The sequence below is a fragment of the Burkholderia lata genome (assembly GCF_902499025.1).
In the GTDB taxonomy this organism is placed as follows: Bacteria; Pseudomonadota; Gammaproteobacteria; order Burkholderiales; family Burkholderiaceae; genus Burkholderia; species Burkholderia lata_C.
Genome location: NZ_CABVPW010000042.1, coordinates 37,324 through 56,709, shown reverse-complemented (window position 1 = coordinate 56,709; position 19,386 = coordinate 37,324). Strand labels below are relative to the sequence as shown.

Genomic DNA, 19,386 nt, shown 5'->3' with positions numbered 1-19,386 from the left:
GCCGCGCAAGGCCCGCTCGAGGGCTCCGGATATCCGCTCGATTGACGCTCGAAATATCGCTGCGTATACATCGGGACACGATATCCCCACCGGCAGCCGGCATGTCCCGATACGTCATCGACGCGCATCTTCTGAAGATCCTTCACACGCTCATCACCGAATCGAGCGTCTCGCGAACCGCCGTGTTGCTCGGACAATCGCAACCGACCATCAGCGTCGCGTTGCGCCGGCTGCGCGCGATCACCGGCGACCCGCTGCTGGTGCGAAGCGGCAGCCGGATGGTGCCGACCAGTCACGCGATGACGCTCGTCGAGCCGCTCGATCAGGCGCTCGCCGGGATCGCCGCCGTGCTGAATCCGGCCAGTACGTTCGATCCCGCCACGACGCACCGCACCTTCCGGATCGGCTCTCCCGACTATCTCGACGTGTTCTTCCTGCCCGCGATCGTCGACGCGTTCAAGCACGAAGCGCCGGGCGCACGCATCGAGTTCCAGCACCTGATGACCGTGGACGGCGGATACGAACACGCACTCGAAAGCGGCTCGCTGGACCTGGCGGTCGGCAACTGGAGCACGCCACCCCAGCAGCTGCATCTGCAGCCGCTATGCCGCGACGATCTCGTGTGCGTGATGCGGGACGATCATCGGATCCGGCGCGGCCAGCTCACCGCGGACGTCTACCGCGAAGCCGACCATCTCGGCGTGACGACCCATCACGCGACCGGGCTCGGCACGATCGACCGGGAACTCGCGCGCGGCGGCCTGTCGAGAAACGTCACGACGACGATGCCCTATTTCGGCATGGCGCCTTACGTGCTGATGCGCTCGAACCTGTTGTTCACGACGACGCGCACGCTCGCGATGCACTTCTGCAGCCTGCTGCCGCTGCGCATCGAACCGATCCCGTGCGAGCCGCAGGCGTTGACCTACTATCAGCTCTGGCACGACCGCACGCATCGCAGCGCGGCCGCCGTCTGGTTGCGGCGCCTCGTGTCCGGCGTCGCGAAACAGCTGGTGCCGGAAAACGCGCGCCGTCCGCATTGAAAAGCAAAAAAGCCGCGAGCGCATGCTCGCGGCAATGAACGGACGGCCCCGCCTGCAGCGTGCGGGCCGCGTCCGCGACAGGAGTCGGTCAGCAAGGAAGCTGCCTGTCGATGGCGCATCTGGAAAGGCGCCATGTCGGGATCGACGCGGGCCGCAGGCTATGTCGCTGCGTCGACGGCCATCGTCTTCAGCAGCACGGCCTTTTCCGCCGTCGCCGCATCGAGCAGTGCGAAACCCGTGATTCGACCGGAATCGGGATCCGCGCAGAGCGCGCGCGTCGCGCGCGGCGCATCCCCCACGCCCACTTCCGTGGTCCAGCGGCCGCCGCTGTCCGCCGTGACGACCACGGCGGGGATCGCCGGCGTCTTGACGACGATCGGCATCAGCGGAAAGTCCACGCGTGTCGGCGTACCGTGCAAGCACTGCGCGAGTGCGCGCGCCGCGTGCATGATCGGCAGCACATACGGCCGGACCCGCCCTTCTATCGCCGCGCAGTCGCCGAGCGCGAAGATGTCCGGCGCGCTCGTGCGGCACCCTGCGTCGGTCACGATGCCGTCCGCGACGTCGAGCCCCGCGTCCCGCGCCAGCGCGGTGCGCGGCACGAGCCCGATCGCCGATATCACGAGGTCGGCCTCGAGGTGCCCGCCGTCCGTCAGCGCGAGCCGGTAACCGCGTGCGAGACGTGCGATCGAACGCACGCCCGTGCCGAGCCGCAAGTGCACGCCCGCATCGCTCAGCGCATGTCCGAACACGCGGCCGGCCTCCGCCGGCAGCAATCGCGACAGCGGCGCGTCGGCGGGGTCGATCACGGTCACGGTCAGCCCCGCCGCGACCAGGTCGTTCGCGAACTCGCAACCGATCAGCCCCGCGCCGAGCATCGCGACCGAGCGGCAGTCGCGCAGCCCGCCGCGAAACCGCGCGTAGTCGGCCAGGTCGTTGATCGACAGCACGTCAGCCGCGCCGTCGCCTTCGCAGGGCACGCGCCGCGCATCTGCTCCCGTCGCCAGGACGAGCGCGCGATAACGCTGCACACCGCCATCATCGAGCACGATCTCGTGTTCGTCGGCGCAAATCCGTTGCACCGCGCAGTGCGTCCGGATGGTTGCGTGCAACTGTTGCGCCATCGTCCGCGCATCGGACATCGCGAGCTGCTCGGGCGTCTTGCGTTGCGCGAGCGCGTTCGACAGCGCCGGCTTCGAATAGAAGCTGCCGTCGTCGCGGCTGATCATCACGAGCGGCGTGTCGCCGTCGAGCTTGCGCCACTCGCGTGCGACCGTATAGCCCGCGAGGCCCGTGCCGACGATGACGACCGGATCGCCCCGGCTGCCTGAGGTTTCGTTCGTGCTCATGCCGCCACCACCTGCATGTCGAAATCGTGCTTGCCGGTCGCGCAGTCCGGGCACATCCAGTCGTCCGGCACGTCTTCCCAGCGCGTGCCGGCCGCGATCCCGTGCTGCGGCAGGCCTTCGGCCTCGTCGTATCGAAACCCGCAAATCACGCATTCCCAGATCTTCATCATGGCTCCCGTGCGCCGCTCAGCGTGCATAAGACTGGCCAAGCCCGAGCTCGCCGAGCGCACGCCGGTACGCGCCCGACGAGCGATCGGCCAGGATCGGCGCTTCGTGCGAGCGGTCGATCGGCAAGTCCTCCGGGCACTGCTGCTCGACGATCTCGCGATCCTCCTCGAAGACCTGGCGATTGAATTCATACACGTCGTCGAGCGGCAGGTCGTGATCGAAGTTGCGCGCGATCGGCACGAACAGGCGCGTCAGACGGGCGGAAACCGGGCTGGCCGCGTTCAGGATCGCGAGCCGGCCGCCTTCCGGAAAATGCACGGTGAGGCGCGCGAAGAACGGCACGTCGACTTCGAACACGCGCCGCCACAAAAAGCCCTCGGGCGCGCGATGCTGCATCGACTTGGGGAAATTGCTGACCGTGCTCACATATTCCGCATGCAGCCCGTTCTCGCGCCGCTCCACCGAGTACTGCGGCACGACCGGATTGCGGCGGTCGGCAAAGCTCTCGTGATGAATCCACGCGAAGTGCGCAACATCGATGAAGCCTTCCGTCTGCCGGCCGGCCGACGCGCGGATGTCGATCGACGGCGGCAGGATCTGCTGGAAGCCTTCCGCATGCCACGCGGGGAAATCCGGCAGCGGCAGTTCGCCGCCGCCCAGCGACACCCACACGAGCCCGTAGGCCTGCTGTGCCGCATAGGTCGTCAGGCACAGGCGCTCCGGAATCGGGCCGTCGGGCTGCGACGGAATGCGCACGCACTTGCCGTCCGCAGCATATTCGAGGCCGTGATACGGGCACACGAGCCGATCCTCGACCACCCAGCCGCGGCTCAGCGGCGCGCCGCGGTGCGGGCATACGTCCCGTGCCGCGACGATGGCGCCGCCGGACCGGAACAGCACGATGCGCTCGTCGAGCAGCGTCACGGCAAGCGGACGATCGCCCACCTCGGTCGCGAACGCGACCGGATGCCAGTAGCGGCTCAGGATGTCCCAATCGCGCACGTCGAACGTGCAATGGCGGGGTGGAACCGGCGCGCGTGACCGAGTCAACGGCACGACCTGGGTATGCGTCATTCGTGTCTCCATGGAAGCGTTGTCGTCGACGCGGCGACCGTCGAACCCGAGACGTTGCCGCGTGGAAACAACGATATCGAGAGACCGGCGCCGCTCCCATCGCCGCGCCTTCATGTAGTTCATGTCGACGCGGGCATGGACGGACCGGCAATTGATGAGCAAACCGCAAGACGTCTTTCGCATATCTCGTTTGCCGTGACGGCGGTGTCCACCCACAATCCGGGGTTGTCGTCGTCATCGCCCTCTCGCGGGCATCGACCGGCACTACGCGGCCGCCATTCCGATTCACCGCCGGCGGCCCGGCACATCGCGTCACACACGCTCCCTCGACATCGGCGCCTTATGCGGCGGCAGAACGCTTGCCGCCGCGCCGCCCGATGCGTTCCCGGCCAACGAGCCAACAATAACTAGAGGTAGGAGATGCAGGACAACTCGTTGAGGCAAAGCCTCAAGCAACGGCACATCACGATGATCGCGCTTGGCGGCGTGATCGGCGCGGGCCTGTTCGTCGGCTCCGGCGCCATCATCGCGACCGCCGGCCCCGCGGCGATCCTGTCGTACCTGATCGGCGGCGTGATCGTCACGCTGGTCATGTTCATGCTCGGCGAAATGGCGTCCCGCAATCCCGACAGCGGATCGTTCTCCACCTATGCGAGCAGCTATCTCGGCGAATGGGCCGGCTTCGCGGTCGGCTGGCTGTACTGGTTCAAGTCGATGATGACGATCACCGTCGAGGCGATCCTGCTCGGCGCGATCCTCCACGATTTCCTGCCATGGCTGCCCGTGTGGGGCGGCGCGCTGTTCATGCTCGTCACGCTGATCGCAAGCAACGCGTACTCGGTGCGCTCGTTCGGCGAAGCCGAATACTGGCTGTCGTTCGCGAAGGTCACGACGATCATCATCTTCATGGCGCTCGGCGCATCGATCCTGCTCGGCTTCCAGCCGCGCATTCCCGCACCGGGGCTCGTGAACCTCACGGATCACGGCGGCTTCATGCCGAACGGCATGTCGCCCGTGCTCGCCGGCGTGATGGTCGTGATCTTCTCGCTCGGCGGCAGCGAAATCGCGGCCGTTGCGGCGGGTGAATCCGAAAACCCGAGCAAGAACGTGATCCGCGCGATCAAGAGCGTGATCGTGCGCGTGATGGTGTTCTACGTCGGCTCGGTGTCGATCCTGATCCTGTGCATGCCGTGGACCGACAAGGCCAACCTGAAATCGCCGTATGTCTCGCTGTTCAACATGGCGGGCTTCACGAGCACGGCCATCGCGATGAAGATCGTGCTGTTCGTGTCGTTCATGTCGGTGATGAACTCGTTCCTGTTCTCGAATTCGCGCATGCTGTTTTCGCTGAGCCAACGGGGCCACGCGCCCGCGATGTTCGGCCGGACCAACACGAAAGGCGTGCCGATGAACGCGCTCGTGCTGTGCCTGGCGATCTGCGTGTCGATCCTCGGCATTCACTTCGTGAGCGGCGGCGACCTGTTCCTGATGCTCGCGAAAAGCAGCGGCGCGTTCGTGATGATCGTGTGGATCTTCATCATCGTCGCGCACTTCGCGATGCGCCGGCAGGAGAAGCACGCACCTCGCGACCCGCAGGCGTTCCGCGCGTGGTTCTATCCGGTGTCGAACTGGATCGCGCTGCTGGCGCTCGTCGCCGTGCTCGGCTCGCAGGCGTTCAACCCAGACTCGCGCTTCCAGTTCTGGTTCACGGTATCCACGGCGCTCGCGATCGTCGCGGCGTATTTCCTGCGCCGCAAAACGGCGCAACTCGGCGACACGGCCGGCGCGAAGCTGCGCTGACCGTTGCCTTGGCGAGCGAGCGGCGCGCCGGCCGGCCGCCGCTCAGCCGCTCAGCCGAACGGTCGCACGCCGATCAGCCAGCCGTGCAGGAACAGCGCGAAGACGGCCCACACGACGAGCCCGGCCACGATCGCCACGACGTCGCCCGACAGCCTGCCTGCCGGATAGCGAACACCATTGCGGCGATCCCGCGCGCGCCACACGACGAAATCGACGAGCGACCACACGAAGAAAGCGCCGAACAGCACGACGGCGTGCAGCGTGCCGTTCGCGAGCAGGTGCGCGATTGCCCACACCGCCACGCCGGCCACCATCGGATGGCCGACGAGCGTCTTGATCCGGTTGCCGGGCACGTAGGACGCAGCGATCAGCACGAAGGCGATCGCGGTCAGCATGCCGGTGAGGTGGCGCACCCCGACGGGGGACACCCACAGCAGCGTCGCGCCCTGGCGCGCGATGCCGTAACCCCAGACGATCAGCACGAAGCCGACGATCGACGCGATCGCATAGGGGCCCTTCCAGCGCTTCTCGCCGATCCGCTCGATCGTCGCTGACCGCCAGCCGTCCGCGACGATCCGGATCGAGTGCACACCGAGGAAGATCGCTAAACCGAGAATCAGGACGAGCATCGGTTGTCTCCGTCTGGAATGATGAGTGGGGAAGCATCCCGCACGGCATACGATGCACCGTTCGCGGGGCCGGCGGCGAGGCCGGCGCGGATCGCGCCGGGCACGGGCGCAAACGCGCCGATCATAAACGCCGGGGCGGCCGTTGTGAAGCGCGGGGGACGTGCGGTGCGGCACGAGTTTGACGCTTTCGTGACTGTGCACCCCGGCGGCCCGTGCGCCAGCCGGCGCGCGTCGCGCGAATCGCCCGGCGACGGCCGGGACGACACATCAGGAAAAATCGCGCGGCTTTCGCTTCGCGCGACCGGCACTATGCTTGCTTGCGCTTCGTTAGGGATTTCGCAGCCGGTTTCGACGTCGGCTTGGGGGTTCGCTTCGATGCCGGCGTGGCTTCCTGAACCGGCGCAGGCTTTGGCGACGCTTTCGATGCCGGCTTGGCGACTCGCTTCGACACCGGCGTCGTTTCCCGAACCGGCGCCGCTTTCGACACCGGCTTGGCGACACGCTTCGATGCCAGCTTGGCTTCCTGTGCCGGCGCAGGCTGTGGCGACACTTTCGATGTCGGTTTGGCGGCTCGCTTCGACACCGGCTTGGCTTCCTGCGCAGGTGCCGATTTCGATGACACTTCCGATGCCGGTTTGGCCGCCCGCTTCGACGCCGGCTTCGCTTCCTGCACCGCCGCTTTCGGCACCGCCCTCGCCTTGCGCTTCGGCGGCCCCGCCAGCAACGCCGCGCGATACGCACTGCGGCACCAGTCGAACAGGGCGCCGGCATCCTCGAGCACGTCGGCCGGCGTTTCGTAATAGCCCACGAGCGAGACGGTGCGCGTGGGACGTTCGTACGAGAACGCCCCCATCCCCGCCGCGACGAACGCCGGACGGTTCACGTCGTCGACGCGCAGGAACAGCGACCCGCGCGACATGAAGCCGAACATCACGCCGTCGAGCCGCAGCGCGGCGCCGCTGAAGAACCGCACGACCGTGACGTTGCCGAGCGGCGCGAGCTGATACGCGATCTCCTCGCCGTGCGCCTTTTCCGATTGCCAGCTCATGCGGATGCCGTGCAGCGCTGCGTCCACGCGTCGAGCCCGGCTTCGTCGAAGCCGACGGCCGCCGCGCTCTCGCGAATCTGCCGCCACGTCGCACGGTCGACCGGAATGCCGTTCGCACCGCGCGCCGCACGGCTCGCTTCCTCCGGCTCGCCCGGCACCTGCACCGGCGCGTCGCCCGCCTGCGGCGACGCCTTCGCCCATGCGACGAACGCATCGGCTTCACGCTGCGCGTCAGCCGCATCGAACGCGTTCGGATCGATCAGCACCGACAGCATCCCGTTGACGATCGCGCTCGTCTTCTGCAGCGTATCGCCGTAGGTCGTATGCCCGCCGACGAGCGCGCCGCCGAAAATCTCGCACATCGCCGCGAGCGCATAGCCCTTGTGCAGCCCGAACGGCAGCAGCGCACCGAACGGCTGCTCGTGCATCACGGCCGGATCGTCGGTCGGCTGGCCGCGAGAGTCGATCAGCGACCCGGCCGGCACGCGCTTGCCCTGGTTGTACGCGACGCGCGTCTTGCCGTACGCGATCGCGCTCGTCGCAAAATCGAGCAGCAACGGCGGCTGGCCCGCACGCGGATACGCGGCGCAGAACGGGTTCGTGCCGAAGCGCGGATCGGTGCCGTGCAGCGGCGCGACCAGCAGATCGCCCGGCACGTTGACGAAATGGAACGACACGAGCCCCGAGCGCGCGCACTGCTCGGCCCAGTGCCCGATGCGGCCGAGATGATGCACGTCGCGCAGCCCGATCGCGCAGATGCCCATCCGGCGCGCGCGGTCGATCCCTTCGACCATCGCCTCGAACGCGATCACCTGGCCGAAACCGCGCCCGCCGTCGATCGTCAGCACCGCCCCGCCGTCGCGGACGATCGACGCGTGCCCGTTCAACTGCAACTGCCCTTCCCGCCACGACGCAACGTAGTTCGGGATCATCCCGATCCCGTGCGAATCGTGGCCCGCGAGATTCGCGCCGACCAGGTGATCGGCGACGAGCCTGGCCTCGCGCTCACTGCTGCCCGCCCGTTCCCAGAGTGCCGCGACGAATGCATGCAGCGGTTCGGCGCGCATGCGCAGCGGTTCGGTATCGGGCGTCGGCAGTGCGGTCATCGGCAAGGCTCCGTCAGGTCGAGTCGGGTAGTTGTCACTGCTGAGCGCCAGGCGATCAGCGCGCGGTCGCGATCACGTCCGCGACCGCCGCCGTCAGCTTCTTCGCGTACGGCACGTGCAGGAATTCGTTCGGGCCGTGCGCATTCGACTTCGGCCCGAGCACGCCGCACACCATGAATTGCGCGGACGGGAACCCTTCCTGCAGCACGTTCATCAGCGGGATCGTGCCGCCGAGGCCCATGTATCCGCAGTCCGCGCCGAAGTGGCGGCGCGACGCGGCATCGAGCGACGACGCGAGCCACGGCGCGAGATCCGGTGCGCTCCAGCCCGTCGCGGCACCCGCGTCCGGCTTGAACGTGACCTTCGCGTTGTACGGCGGATCGAGTTCGAGCAGTTCCTTCAGTTGCTGCACGGCCTGCGCGGCGTCGACGAGCGGCGGCAGGCGCAGCGACAGCTTGAACGCGGTGCGCGGACGCAGCACGTTGCCCGCATCGGCGAGCGCCGGCAGCCCGGCCGCGCCGGTGACCGACAGCGACGGACGCCAGGTCGAATTCAGCAGCGCCTCGCGCGGATCGGTCGTGGTCGGCAGCACCGGCTTGCCGTCCGCGCCGCAGGCCCACGGCAGCCCCTTCCATACGGCGTCGCCGAGGATCGAGGCGGCCGCATCGGCTTCGCGCACGCGGCTGTCGGGAATCTCGCAATGGAACACGCCCGGCAGCAGGTTGCCGTTCTTCGCATCTTCGAGGCGCTCGAACAACTGGCGCATCACGCGGAAGCTCGACGGCGCGATGCCGCCGAAGACACCCGAGTGCACGCCTTCCTCGAGCACCTCAACCTGCAGGTCGCCGGACACGAGCCCGCGCAGCGACGTGGTGAGCCACATCTGGTCATAGTTGCCGGCGCCCGAATCGAGACACACGACGAGCGACACCTGGCCGAGCCGTTCGCGCAGCGCGTCGACGTACGGCAGCAGGTCATAGCTGCCCGATTCCTCGCAGGTTTCGATCAGGCCGACGCAGCGCGGCCGCTCGATGCCCTGCTCGTCGAGCGCGCCGAGCGCCGCGAGGCTCGCGTAGATCGCATAGCCGTCGTCGGCGCCGCCGCGGCCGTACAGCTTGCCGTTCTCGTACTTCGGCGTCCACGGGCCGAGGTCCGCGCGCCAGCCGTCGAATTCGGGCTGCTTGTCGAGGTGGCCGTACAGCAGGATCGTGTCCGTGCTGCCCGAGCGCGTGGCCGGCGATTCGAAGAAGATCACCGGCGTGCGGCCGGCCAAGCGCACGATCTCGAGCTTCAGGCCCTTCACCGGCTGGCGCTCGGCCCATTGAGCCGCATCGGTGACGACGCGCTCGAGATAGCCGCGCTTCGCCCAGTCGGGGTCGAATGCGGGGCTCTTTGCGGGGATCGCGATGTAATCGGTCAGGGCGTGGAGGATTTCATCGTTCCACTTGCGCTCGATGAAGGTAACGAGCTTGTCATGGTCGAGGACGGGGGTAGTGTCGACGGAGGTCATGGTGGGGGTGCCTGGATCGGGCTGACGAAAACCCAGATGATACGCCGATGCTCCCGCGCCGGCGCCCCTTTCCCGGCCGTTCAGACCGCCTGCGGAAACGCGTCGCGCAGCCCTGCCGCGCACGCCAGCGCGTCGCGCCACAGGCGTTGCGTCAGCTCGCCCGCCTCCTCTTCTCGCGCGAGCGCCGCGGCTTCGCCCGACCACAGCAGCGAGAAGTCGTCACGACCTTGCCGCTCGAACGCGCCACGCAGCGGATCGACCGCGGCCGTCGCGAGCGGGAACGCCGGCGCGAGCGCGCTCATCGGCCCCTGCTCGCGCATGAAGCGCGTCAGCAGCCCGCGCGCGGGGCGGCCCGTGTACAGGTTGGTCATGCGCGTGCCGTCGTCACGCGCGGCGCGCACCGCCGCACGATGTTGCGCCGAGCGGCCGGCCTGCGGCGTCAGCAGGTAAGCCGTGCCGATCTGCACCGCGCGCGCGCCAAGCGCGAACGCAGCCGCAATACCGCGCCCGTCGGCGATCGCGCCGGCCGCGATCACCGGTGCGCGCACCGCATCGACGATCTGCGGCAGCAGCGCGAACAGGCCCGGCTGCGCATGGATGTCGTCGGTCAGGAACATCCCGCGATGACCGCCGGCCTCCGCGCCCTGCGCAACGATCGCGTCGACGCCGCGCGCATCCAGCCAGCGCGCCTCCTCGACGGTCGTCGCGGACGACACGACCAGCGCGCCCGTGCGACGCACGCGATCGAGCAGCGTGTCGTCCGGCAATCCGAAGTGGAAGCTCACGACGGCCGGCCGCAGCTCCTCGACGACCGCGCACATCGCATCGTCGAACGGCGCCCGGCCGGGGCCGCCCTTCACGCCGGCCGGATCGACACCGACTTCCGCGTAGTAGCCGGCAAGCGCCGCACGCCAGCGTGCGTCGACCTCGGCGTCGGGCGCCGGCGGCGTGTGGCAGAAGAAGTTCACGTTGAACGGTGCGGGCGTTCGCGCGCGAATCGCCGCGATCTCGTCGCGCAGTTGCTGCGGGCCGAGCGCCGCGCACGCGAGCGAGCCGAGCCCGCCGGCTTCGCACACCGCGATCGCGAGCGGGCTCAGCGAACCGACCATCGGGGCCTGGATCAGCGGCAAACGGGAAGGCAGCGTCGTCATCGGAATCGTCCTCGGAGGTGGTCGCGCGCACAGGCGGCGCGCATTTATTGGGCTCGATATTAACCGACAAACCCAAACTCCGATTGCGGCTTCATTTACATCACAAATTGATTTAACCGATTCGGAAAAAGCGATTATTCGCGGAAGCTTAGACACCGCGATCTCACCACCCATGGCCGGGATCAACAAAAACGCATCCAGCCTTACGACACGGGCCATCCACGCCCGCATTCAAACACCGATTCACCGGATTCAATGACATCCATCAATATTCAAGTTATTAAATACCGGCGTTTACCCTTATTAAAAATCATCCAGGCGATAACATGAACACGTTAATTAAATCGACGATCCGCAGCGGAATCGTCGACCGGCGCCGCGCCGCGCCACCTCAACCGCAACACGTCTTCTCAAGGAGCGTCGCATGTCCGATGCCAGCTCGTCCTCCTCCCGCGCCGCCGCCCCATCGGCCGCGGCTTCCGCGCCGAAAATCGGCGTCATTCCCGCCACGCTGATGGTCGCGGGCAACATGATGGGCTCCGGCGTGTTCATGCTGCCCGCGAACCTCGCCGCCACCGGCGGCATCGCGATCTTCGGCTGGCTGATCACCGTCGTCGGCGCCGTGTCGCTTGCACTCGTGTTCGCGAAGCTCGCGGCGATCGACCCGGCCGCCGGCGGCCCGTATGCGTATGCGCGCAAGTCGTTCGGCCCGTACATGGGCTACCAGACCAACCTGATCTACTGGCTCGCGAACGTGCTCGGCAACGTCGGCCTCGCGGTTGCCGGCCTCGGCTACCTCACGCACTTCTTCCCGGTATTGAGGGATCCGCTCGTGTTCGCACTCGCGCAGATCTTCGTGATCTGGCTGTTCACGTACGCGAACATCCTCGGGCCGAACGTCGTCGGCCGCGTGCAGTCGGTCACGACGATCTTCGCGCTCGTGCCGATCCTCGGGATGGCCGTGTTCGGCTGGTTCTGGTTCAGCAAGGACGTGTACTTCGCCGGCTGGAACGTGTCGGGCGCGAGCAGCTTCAGCGCGATCGGCGCGACGCTGAACTTCACGCTGTGGGCGTTCATCGGCGTCGAGAGTGCGTCGGTATCGGCCGGGGTCGTCGAGAACCCGTCGCGCAACGTGCCGATCGCGACCGTCGGCGGCGTCGTGCTCGCGGCCGTCTGCTACGTGCTCAGCTCGACCGTGATCATGGGGATGATCCCGAACAAGGCGCTGCTCGCATCGAGCGCGCCGTTCGCGGATGCCGCGCGCCTCGCGCTCGGCAATACGGCCGCGAACGCGGTCGCGATCTGCGCGGCGCTCGGCTGCCTCGGCTCGCTCGCGGGCTGGACGCTGCTGGTCGGCCAGACCGCGAAGGCGGCCGCCGACGACGGCCTGTTCGCCGGCGTGTTCGCCCGCGTGAACTCGAAGAACGTGCCGTCGGCCGGCCTCGCGATCGTCGCGCTGATCATGTCGGTGCAGGTGCTCGCGACGATGTCGCCGAGCGCCAGCGAGCAGTTCGGCAAGATCGCGTCGATCGCCGTGATCATGACGCTCCTGCCGTACATCTACTCGTGCATCGCGATCAAGGTGCTCGGCTACGGCAAGATGCCGTCGCACCAGTTCACGTTCTACACGATCGTCGGCCTGATCGGCGCCGTCTACGCGCTGTGGGCGATGGTCGGCTCCGATGGCCAGCAGACGCGCTGGTCGCTGATCTTCGTCGTCGCGACGATCGTCTTCTACGAGCTGTCGATCAACCGCCAGCGCGAGATCGAGGAAAACCATATCCATCCGGGCGGCCGCTCGCCGCGCTGGGTGCGCTATCTCGCGCTCGGCGTGACCATCGCCGCGCTCGCCGCCACCTTCTGGATCTCCGTGGGCCGACATGAGGCCGACATCCTTCACGCGCGCTCGCCGGCCATCGCCGCGAGCGTCCAGGCAACCCAGCAACAGGGGGAATAAAACATGACCGCTTCCTTGACCCAACCGGCCTTCCGCCGCCTCGGCATGAAGGCGCTGCTCGTGCAGCATGACATCGATGAACGCACGGCCACCGGGCGCGCAGCGACGGCGCTTGCCGAGGAGCTGCGCTCGCGGCTCGTCGACGTCGTGATCGCGACGTCCGCCGACGATGCGTGCGCGGTCGTCGCCGCCGACCCGGCGATCCAGTGCCTGCTGCTCAACTGGGAACTCGGCAACGATGCCGACCACGCGCCTGCGCAGGCCGTGCTCGACGCGATGCGCGCGCGCAACGCGACCGTGCCCGTGTTCCTGCTCGCGAGCCGCGCAAGCGCATCCGCGATTCCCGTCGACGCGATGCGCAAGGCCGACGACTTCATCTGGATGCTGGAGGACACCACCGCGTTCATCGGCGGCCGCATCGTCGCCGCGATCGAGCGCTACCGCGAAACCGTGCTGCCGCCGATGTTCCGCGCGCTCGCGCAGTTCTCGCGTGTGTACGAGTATTCGTGGCATACGCCCGGCCACACGGGCGGCACCGCGTTCCTGAAATCGCCGGTCGGCCGAGCGTATTTCGAATTCTTCGGCGAATCGCTGTTCCGCTCCGACCTGTCGATCTCGGTCGGCGAACTCGGCTCGCTGCTCGACCATTCGGGCCCGATCGGTGAAAGCGAACGCTATGCGGCACGCGTGTTCGGTGCGCATCGCACGTATCACGTGACGAACGGCTCGTCGATGTCGAACCGCGTGATCCTGATGGCGAGCGTCACGCGCAACCAGGTCGCGCTGTGCGACCGCAACTGCCACAAGTCGGCCGAGCACGCGATGACGATGTCCGGTGCGATTCCGACCTACCTGATTCCATCGCGCAACCACTACGGGATCATCGGGCCGATCATGCCCGAGCGGCTGACGGCCGCCGCCGTGCGCCTCGCGATCGACGCGAACCCGCTCGTGCGTGGCCGCGACGGTATCGACCCGACGCCCGTGCATGCGCTGATCACGAACTCGACGTACGACGGCCTCTGCTACAACGTCGCGCGCGTCGAGGAACTGCTCGGCCAGAGCGTCGATCGATTGCATTTCGACGAGGCGTGGTATGGCTACGCGCGCTTCAACCCGATCTACCGCGACCGTCACGCGATGCACGGCGATCCGTCGCAACACGATGCGAGCAAGCCGACCGTGTTCGCGACGCAATCGACGCACAAGCTGCTCGCAGCGCTGTCGCAGGCATCGTTCATCCACGTCCGCGACGGCCGCAACCCGATCGAGCACGCACGCTTCAACGAGGCGTACATGATGCATGCGTCGACGTCGCCGAACTACGCGATCATCGCGTCGAACGACGTGAGCGCCGCGATGATGGATGGCCCCGGCGGCGAGGCGCTGACGACCGACGCGATCCGCGAGGCCGTCGCGTTCCGCCGGATGCTCGCGCGGCTGCATACGGAATGCGCGGAGAACAACGACTGGTTCTTCAACGGCTGGCAGCCCGATAGCGTCGTCGATCGCAAGACGGGCCGCCGCGTGCGCTTCCACGAAGCGGACGAGACGCTGCTCGCCACCGATCCGTCGTGCTGGGTGCTGCATCCGGGCGACACGTGGCACGGCTTCGGCGATATCGAGGACAACTACTGCATGCTCGACCCGATCAAGGTGTCGATCGTCACGCCGGGCGTCGCGTCGCACGGCGGGCTGATGCCGGTCGGCATTCCGGCGTCGGTCGTCACCGCGTATCTCGACCGTCACGGGATCGTCGTCGAGAAGACGACCGACTTCACGATCCTGTTCCTGTTCTCGCTCGGCGTGACGAAGGGCAAGTGGGGCACGCTCGTCAACACGCTGCTCGACTTCAAGCGCGACTACGACGCGAACGCACCGCTCGAGCAGGCGCTGCCCGAACTCGTCGCACGCTATCCGGAGCGCTACGGCAAGCTCGGCCTGCGCGACCTGTGCGACCTGATGTTCAGTGCGATGAGCGACCTGAAGACGACCGAGATGATGTCGCGCGGCTTCTCGACGCTGCCGAAACCCGACTACAGCCCGGCCGAGGCGTTCGAGCATCTGGTGCACAACGACATCGAGATGCTGGAGCTATCGGAGATGGAAGGCCGCACCGTCGCGACGGGCGTCGTGCCCTATCCGCCCGGCATTCCGCTGCTGATGCCCGGCGAGAACGCGGGGCCGGCCGACGGCCCGCTGCTCGGCTACCTGAAGGCGCTCGAGCAGTACGACCTGCGCTTCCCCGGCTTCACGCACGACACGCACGGCGTCGAGGTCGAGGATGGCGTGTACCGCATCGCGTGCATCAAGCAGAAGGCGCGCGACACCAACACGCGGTGATTGCGCGAGGCGACACCGCGCCACCGATCGGCGGCAGGCGTCGCCACTTGCAGCCGGCGTCGGCCGCTCAGGCGGCCGGCGGCGCCTTCAGTTGACCGACCCACTCTGCGAGCTGCGCCGCCCCCTCTTCGTCGAGCTTGCCCTCGAGTTCGCCGTACCACGACACGATCGCATCGGTCGGCTGCGTGGCCTTCAGGATCTCGAGGCTCTTCTCCAGGAACGACGAGAAGAACGGAATGCCGCGCATGTAGAGGAAGGTCGAATCGGTGATGCGCATGTGGGCATAGACGTCGCGCATCCATGCAAGATGCGGCAACGTCTCGCGCAGATGGCCGCTCTGCATCAGCGCCGAAATGAAGTTCACGCGCGCGGTGGCGTCCGACTGCTCGTGCGTGTCGTGATTGACCTGGGCAGCCTTCGTCAGCCACGCTTCGCCGCGCTCCACTTCGCCGCACATCACCGACGTCGTCGCGAGCTGCAGCGCGTTGTGCGCGCTCGGCTCCTGCGCGAACAGCTTGTGCCAGTACGAGAAAGCTTCCGGGTAGCGCTCCATTTCCGAGTACGCGATCGCGCACAGGCGCGCCGCATCGGCCAGCCGCTCCACGTGCGGCATGGCGCCCTCGATCGCCTTCTTGTACCGTCCCGCCTGCAGCGCGGCCAGCGCGGACGCGAGTTCGGGGGCGATGTCGGGCTCGCGCGACTCGCCCTGTTCGCCCTGTTCGCCCTGTTCGCCCTGTTCGCCCTGTTCGCCCTGTTCGCCCTGTTCGCCCTGTTCGCCCGCTTCGGCGGCGTCGTGCGTCGACGGCGCAGGCAACGACGCTTCATCGCGCGGTTTCTTCCCGAACAGCTTTCCCAGCAGGCCCATGATCGTTGTCCTTGTCGTTTTCGTCGTGCCGCATGAACGGCGCAAGCCGGCCGTCACGCGGCCGGCTTCTCTCAGTGCTGCGCGATCTTACGCCACGGCGGTGTCATCCGAGGAAAACGTCGACAGGCATCGGCGCCGCGCTCAAGCGTCCCGCGCGTTGTCGCCGCGACTCATCCCGCGCCGGTACGCGGCCGGGCTCGTCGCCGCGACGCGCCGGAAATGCCGGCGCAGCGATTCCTCGGAACCGAACCCGGCCCGCGCCGCGACCTGCGCGAGCGACAGCGCCGGATGCGCTTCGAGCATGTCCTTCGCGACGTTCACGCGTTCGCGGATCAGCCACGCGAGCGGCGACATTCCCGTCGCATCCGCGAACTGACGCTGCAGCGTGCGCGTGCTCATCGCGGCCTGTGCGGCGAGCGACGCGAGCGTGTGCGGCTCGGCCGCGTGCGCGCGCATCCAGTCGATCAGCTTCGCGAGCCGGTCGGTACCGCCCGGCGCGACCGGGCGCGGCACGAACTGCGCCTGCCCGCCGTCGCGATGCGGCGGCAGCACGAGGCGCTGCGCGACCCGGTTCGCGATCGCGCCGCCGTGATCGCGGCGCACGAGATGCAGCAGCATGTCGAGCCCCGCCGCCGATCCGGCCGAGGTGATCACCTGCCCTTCGTCGACGTAAAGCGCATCGGGATTCACGCGCAGCGCCGGGTAGCGCGCCTGCAGTTTCTCCGCATAGCGCCAGTGGGTCGTCACCGTGAGACCGTCGAGCACGCCGGCCGCGGCCAGCACGAACACGCCCGAGCAGATCGAGCAGAGCCGCGCGCCACGGCGATGCGCGGCCCGCAGTTTCTTCAGCAACGGTTCCGGCGGCAGTTCGTCCGGATCGCGCCAGCCGGGGATCACGATGGTATCGGCGCGGTCGAGCGTCGCGAGCCGATACGGCGCGGCGACCGTGATGCCGCCCGCCGCGCGCACGGGCCCCGGCTCGCTCGCGCAGACCGCGAAGCGATACCAGTCGACCCCGAGTTCGGGGCGTTCGAGCGCGAACAGTTCGACCACGCAGCCGAATTCGAACGTGCAGAGGCGATCGTAGGCGAGCGCGACGACGAGATGATTTTGCATGGCGCGATGTTACCGGAACTTGTCGATCGCGCCACTGCCGCGAGCCGCGCCGAACCGCGATACTGCCCCTCATTCCCTCGCGTTCCGCGCAACCTTCAGGAGAACTTGCCCATGTCCTACGTCACCGACGTGCCCGCCGCCGACAGCCCCGCCGCCCTCGCGCATTTCGAGGCGTCGCTGCGCTTCGAGACCGATTGCTGGGACGTGCACGACGCGCTCGCATCGGGCACGCCCGATTTCGTGCTGCTCGACGTGCGCGGCCCCGACCTGTTCGCCGCCGGCCACGTGCCCGGCGCGCGCAACCTGCCGCACCGCAAGATCATCGAAAGCAAGCTCGCCGGCTATCCGGCCGGCACGCTGTTCGTCGTCTACTGCGCGGGCCCGCACTGCAACGGCGCCGCGCGCGCGGCGATCCGGCTCGCGCGCCTCGGCCGGCCGGTCAAGCTGATGATCGGCGGCGTGACGGGCTGGCTCGACGAAGGTTTCGCGTTGAGCAACGAAGTGCAGCCGGCGAACGCCGAAGCCGGCTGATCGTCATTAAAAACGCAACAATCAATTGCCAGTCCACGGCCTGCACACAAACGGAAAAAGCGCGACAATCAGTCCCATTGCAGTTCGGATGGAGCAGCAACATGCAGAACGCAGTCCTGATTCAAGTGGCCGGTTCAGTGGCCGCGATCGCGATCTATTTTCTGCCGGCGGTCATTGCCGACCGGCGTGGCCGGCACGACAAGCTGACGGTCGCGATGTTCAACGCGCTGTTCGGGTGGACCGGCATCGGCTGGCTGATGACGCTGTACTGGGCCTGCCAGCCGAACCCGCGCACCGATGTCGCGCAGACGATCCTCGCCAAGCGTCGCGGCATCAGCATGCGGACCTTCTCGACCGGTCTCGTCGAACGGGTGCAGCGCCGCGTTGCCGCCCAGGAGCAATGGGCGGAGAAGCAAGGCTGCCGTTAAGTCCCGCTTTCCCGTTCACCCCGCTGCGTCGAACTTCGGCATCCTGACGTTGGTCGACGCGCGGTAATCCCACGCCAGCCCGTCGTGCGGCGGCCCACCGCCCGCACGCAGCCACGCCCCGAACGCCCCTGCCGTCACCGCTCGCGCGATCCGCTCGCCCGGGCAGCCATGCGGCCCCGTGCCGAACCCGAAATTCGGGCCGGCCGCGCGGCCGGGCATAAACCGGTGCGGGTCGCGATGCACGGCCGGGTCGCGGTTCGCGGCGGCAAGCACGACGAGGATCGCGTCGCCGGCTTCGACGGTCACGCCTTCGATCGTCGCGCGCGACGCGACGAAGCGGCGGGTGTTCTGCACCGGTGAATCGAAGCGCCCGACTTCGGCAACGAATGCGTCGAGCGCGGTATCGTCCGGCGCGGCGCCCGCTGCCGCTACCCCGTTCCACGCCACCAGCGCATTGCCGAGCCACGCGGCGGTCGCCTCGCAGGTCTGCGACAGCAGCCCGACGAGATTCGCGACCAGCGCGCCGCTTGCCTGCCAGCCCGACGCACGGGCCGCCTGCTGCACCGCGGCAACGAGCGTGCCGTCGTGCGCATGCGTCTGCGCGACGCGCTCCGTCATCCGGTCGAGCAATTGCCGCGCGGCGTCGCTCGCGCGGGCCAGTGCCGCCGCGTCGGACAACGGCGACAGCGCGGCGACGAAGTCGACGACCTGCGCCGCGATGCCGTCGAGCTGCGTCTCGTCGAAGCCGAGCAGATCGGCAACCGCGCAAACGGGCACCGTCATGCACCACGCGTTCAGCGCACCGGCGTCGCTGGGCGCCGGCAAGCGCCGCGCGGCAATCTGCGCGGCACGGTTGCGCAATGCGGCCGTGTCGATCGGCGCGAACGCCGTGCGCAGCGCCTGCTTCGGCACGTCGTGCCGCAGCGCGCCGTCGTTCATGCGCACCAGCTCGCCGAACAGCGCGCCGGCCGTCGTGCCGCGCAAGGCGGGCGGCACGGGTGCGTCCAGCGGGCGTACGCGGCAGGCCGGATGGCCGAGCACGGCCGTCACGGCGGCCGCGCCGCTCGCGACCCACAGGCCGAGCGTGGCGTCGAACGCGAGCGGCGGCCCGTCGACGAGCGCCGCATAGTAGGGATAGGGATCGCGGTGCGTGACCGCTGCGATGGGATCGGTCGGGTTCATGCGGACAGTATCGGCGCAGCGCGCCGCCGCATGTTTCGGGCTGGCGTGAAATGTCGCGGTGCGGGCGTTGCGCGTGGCCGCATCGC

17 protein-coding genes are annotated in these 19,386 nt (G+C 68.0%); 6 read left to right on the top strand and 11 right to left on the bottom strand.

Annotated elements, in window-relative coordinates; translation table 11 throughout:
- Positions 1-101: 101 nt before the first annotated feature.
- Positions 102-1,043: a LysR substrate-binding domain-containing protein gene (locus tag BDI24065_RS32770; protein ID WP_175034695.1), complete on the top strand. Its 942-nt coding sequence runs from the start codon at positions 102-104 to the stop codon at positions 1,041-1,043.
- 158 nt (positions 1,044-1,201) lie between these two features.
- On the opposite strand, the gene BDI24065_RS32765 is transcribed toward BDI24065_RS32770, so the two are convergent.
- The 3 genes from BDI24065_RS32765 to BDI24065_RS32755 are packed head-to-tail and all read right to left on the bottom strand — an operon-like array spanning position 1,202 to position 3,634.
- Positions 1,202-2,392: an NAD(P)/FAD-dependent oxidoreductase gene (locus tag BDI24065_RS32765; RefSeq protein ID WP_175034694.1), complete on the bottom strand. Its 1,191-nt coding sequence runs from the start codon at positions 2,390-2,392 to the stop codon at positions 1,202-1,204.
- Positions 2,389-2,562, bottom strand: coding sequence for a rubredoxin (locus BDI24065_RS32760; protein WP_277396401.1), 174 nt, complete (start codon positions 2,560-2,562; stop codon positions 2,389-2,391). Before BDI24065_RS32760 ends, BDI24065_RS32765 begins: the two co-directional genes overlap by 4 nt.
- Positions 2,563-2,578: 16 nt before the next feature.
- The gene (locus BDI24065_RS32755) at positions 2,579-3,634 is read right to left on the bottom strand and encodes an aromatic ring-hydroxylating oxygenase subunit alpha (RefSeq protein ID WP_175034693.1); all 1,056 of its coding nucleotides are present in this window, start codon (positions 3,632-3,634) and stop codon (positions 2,579-2,581) included.
- Between the two features lie 420 nt (positions 3,635-4,054).
- On the opposite strand from BDI24065_RS32755, the gene BDI24065_RS32750 reads away from it, so the two are divergent.
- Entirely contained in the window at positions 4,055-5,434 is a 1,380-nt protein-coding gene (locus tag BDI24065_RS32750) for an amino acid permease (RefSeq protein ID WP_175034692.1), read from the top strand.
- Positions 5,435-5,484: 50 nt separating this feature from the next.
- Here BDI24065_RS32750 and BDI24065_RS32745 read toward each other — a convergent pair whose 3' ends face one another.
- The 5 genes from BDI24065_RS32745 to BDI24065_RS32725 all read right to left on the bottom strand — a co-directional run bounded on the left by BDI24065_RS32745 (position 5,485) and on the right by BDI24065_RS32725 (position 10,878).
- Positions 5,485-6,063, bottom strand: coding sequence for an NnrU family protein (locus tag BDI24065_RS32745; protein WP_175034691.1), 579 nt, complete (start codon positions 6,061-6,063; stop codon positions 5,485-5,487).
- Positions 6,064-6,370: 307 nt separating this feature from the next.
- Complete coding sequence (locus tag BDI24065_RS32740) at positions 6,371-7,111, bottom strand: TfoX/Sxy family protein (RefSeq protein WP_175034690.1); 741 nt, start codon at positions 7,109-7,111, stop codon at positions 6,371-6,373.
- On the bottom strand, positions 7,108-8,217 hold the full coding sequence (locus tag BDI24065_RS32735) for a malate/lactate/ureidoglycolate dehydrogenase (protein WP_175034689.1): 1,110 nt from the start codon (positions 8,215-8,217) through the stop codon (positions 7,108-7,110). Before BDI24065_RS32735 ends, BDI24065_RS32740 begins: the two co-directional genes overlap by 4 nt.
- 55 nt (positions 8,218-8,272) lie before the next feature.
- The gene (locus BDI24065_RS32730) at positions 8,273-9,727 is read right to left on the bottom strand and encodes a M20 family metallopeptidase (RefSeq protein ID WP_175034688.1); all 1,455 of its coding nucleotides are present in this window, start codon (positions 9,725-9,727) and stop codon (positions 8,273-8,275) included.
- An 80-nt stretch (positions 9,728-9,807) separates the two neighbouring features.
- Positions 9,808-10,878, bottom strand: a complete 1,071-nt coding sequence (locus BDI24065_RS32725) for an NAD(P)H-dependent flavin oxidoreductase (protein ID WP_175034687.1) — start codon at positions 10,876-10,878, stop codon at positions 9,808-9,810.
- A gap of 424 nt (positions 10,879-11,302) precedes the next feature.
- Between BDI24065_RS32725 and adiC the strand changes: the two genes are divergently transcribed.
- Positions 11,303-12,835, top strand: coding sequence for an arginine/agmatine antiporter (gene adiC / locus BDI24065_RS32720; protein ID WP_175034686.1), 1,533 nt, complete (start codon positions 11,303-11,305; stop codon positions 12,833-12,835).
- Positions 12,836-12,838: 3 nt separating this feature from the next.
- The gene (locus tag BDI24065_RS32715; protein WP_175034685.1) at positions 12,839-15,178 is read left to right on the top strand and encodes an Orn/Lys/Arg decarboxylase N-terminal domain-containing protein; all 2,340 of its coding nucleotides are present in this window, start codon (positions 12,839-12,841) and stop codon (positions 15,176-15,178) included.
- Between the two features lie 67 nt (positions 15,179-15,245).
- On the opposite strand, the gene BDI24065_RS32710 is transcribed toward BDI24065_RS32715, so the two are convergent.
- Together BDI24065_RS32710 and ftrA are read right to left on the bottom strand one after the other, a co-directional pair.
- On the bottom strand, positions 15,246-16,043 hold the full coding sequence (locus BDI24065_RS32710; protein ID WP_175034684.1) for a hypothetical protein: 798 nt from the start codon (positions 16,041-16,043) through the stop codon (positions 15,246-15,248).
- A gap of 141 nt (positions 16,044-16,184) precedes the next feature.
- Positions 16,185-17,159, bottom strand: coding sequence for a transcriptional regulator FtrA (gene ftrA / locus BDI24065_RS32705; RefSeq protein ID WP_175034683.1), 975 nt, complete (start codon positions 17,157-17,159; stop codon positions 16,185-16,187).
- A 111-nt stretch (positions 17,160-17,270) separates the two neighbouring features.
- Here ftrA and BDI24065_RS32700 point away from each other — a divergent pair, with 111 nt between their 5' ends.
- Both BDI24065_RS32700 and BDI24065_RS32695 read left to right on the top strand, forming a co-directional pair.
- Positions 17,271-17,690, top strand: coding sequence for a rhodanese-like domain-containing protein (locus BDI24065_RS32700; protein WP_175034682.1), 420 nt, complete (start codon positions 17,271-17,273; stop codon positions 17,688-17,690).
- A 101-nt stretch (positions 17,691-17,791) separates the two neighbouring features.
- Positions 17,792-18,118 carry a superinfection immunity protein gene (locus BDI24065_RS32695; RefSeq protein WP_011354384.1) on the top strand — a complete coding sequence of 109 codons (327 nt, stop codon included), beginning with the start codon at positions 17,792-17,794 and terminating at the stop codon, positions 18,116-18,118.
- Between the two features lie 15 nt (positions 18,119-18,133).
- Here BDI24065_RS32695 and BDI24065_RS32690 read toward each other — a convergent pair whose 3' ends face one another.
- On the bottom strand, positions 18,134-19,300 hold the full coding sequence (locus tag BDI24065_RS32690; RefSeq protein WP_175034681.1) for a cytochrome P450: 1,167 nt from the start codon (positions 19,298-19,300) through the stop codon (positions 18,134-18,136).
- Positions 19,301-19,386: the final 86 nt, after the last annotated feature.

What these genes read in the sequence shown, in the direction of transcription:
- BDI24065_RS32770 (WP_175034695.1), top strand. Translation starts at nt 102, where the DNA reads ATGTCCCGATACGTCATCGACGCGCATCTTCTGAAGATCCTTCACACG.
- BDI24065_RS32765 (WP_175034694.1), bottom strand. Translation starts at nt 2,392, where the DNA reads ATGAGCACGAACGAAACCTCAGGCAGCCGGGGCGATCCGGTCGTCATC.
- BDI24065_RS32760 (WP_277396401.1), bottom strand. Translation starts at nt 2,562, where the DNA reads ATGATGAAGATCTGGGAATGCGTGATTTGCGGGTTTCGATACGACGAG.
- BDI24065_RS32755 (WP_175034693.1), bottom strand. Translation starts at nt 3,634, where the DNA reads ATGACGCATACCCAGGTCGTGCCGTTGACTCGGTCACGCGCGCCGGTT.
- BDI24065_RS32750 (WP_175034692.1), top strand. Translation starts at nt 4,055, where the DNA reads ATGCAGGACAACTCGTTGAGGCAAAGCCTCAAGCAACGGCACATCACG.
- BDI24065_RS32745 (WP_175034691.1), bottom strand. Translation starts at nt 6,063, where the DNA reads ATGCTCGTCCTGATTCTCGGTTTAGCGATCTTCCTCGGTGTGCACTCG.
- BDI24065_RS32740 (WP_175034690.1), bottom strand. Translation starts at nt 7,111, where the DNA reads ATGAGCTGGCAATCGGAAAAGGCGCACGGCGAGGAGATCGCGTATCAG.
- BDI24065_RS32735 (WP_175034689.1), bottom strand. Translation starts at nt 8,217, where the DNA reads ATGACCGCACTGCCGACGCCCGATACCGAACCGCTGCGCATGCGCGCC.
- BDI24065_RS32730 (WP_175034688.1), bottom strand. Translation starts at nt 9,727, where the DNA reads ATGACCTCCGTCGACACTACCCCCGTCCTCGACCATGACAAGCTCGTT.
- BDI24065_RS32725 (WP_175034687.1), bottom strand. Translation starts at nt 10,878, where the DNA reads ATGACGACGCTGCCTTCCCGTTTGCCGCTGATCCAGGCCCCGATGGTC.
- adiC (WP_175034686.1), top strand. Translation starts at nt 11,303, where the DNA reads ATGTCCGATGCCAGCTCGTCCTCCTCCCGCGCCGCCGCCCCATCGGCC.
- BDI24065_RS32715 (WP_175034685.1), top strand. Translation starts at nt 12,839, where the DNA reads ATGACCGCTTCCTTGACCCAACCGGCCTTCCGCCGCCTCGGCATGAAG.
- BDI24065_RS32710 (WP_175034684.1), bottom strand. Translation starts at nt 16,043, where the DNA reads ATGGGCCTGCTGGGAAAGCTGTTCGGGAAGAAACCGCGCGATGAAGCG.
- ftrA (WP_175034683.1), bottom strand. Translation starts at nt 17,159, where the DNA reads ATGCAAAATCATCTCGTCGTCGCGCTCGCCTACGATCGCCTCTGCACG.
- BDI24065_RS32700 (WP_175034682.1), top strand. Translation starts at nt 17,271, where the DNA reads ATGTCCTACGTCACCGACGTGCCCGCCGCCGACAGCCCCGCCGCCCTC.
- BDI24065_RS32695 (WP_011354384.1), top strand. Translation starts at nt 17,792, where the DNA reads ATGCAGAACGCAGTCCTGATTCAAGTGGCCGGTTCAGTGGCCGCGATC.
- BDI24065_RS32690 (WP_175034681.1), bottom strand. Translation starts at nt 19,300, where the DNA reads ATGAACCCGACCGATCCCATCGCAGCGGTCACGCACCGCGATCCCTAT.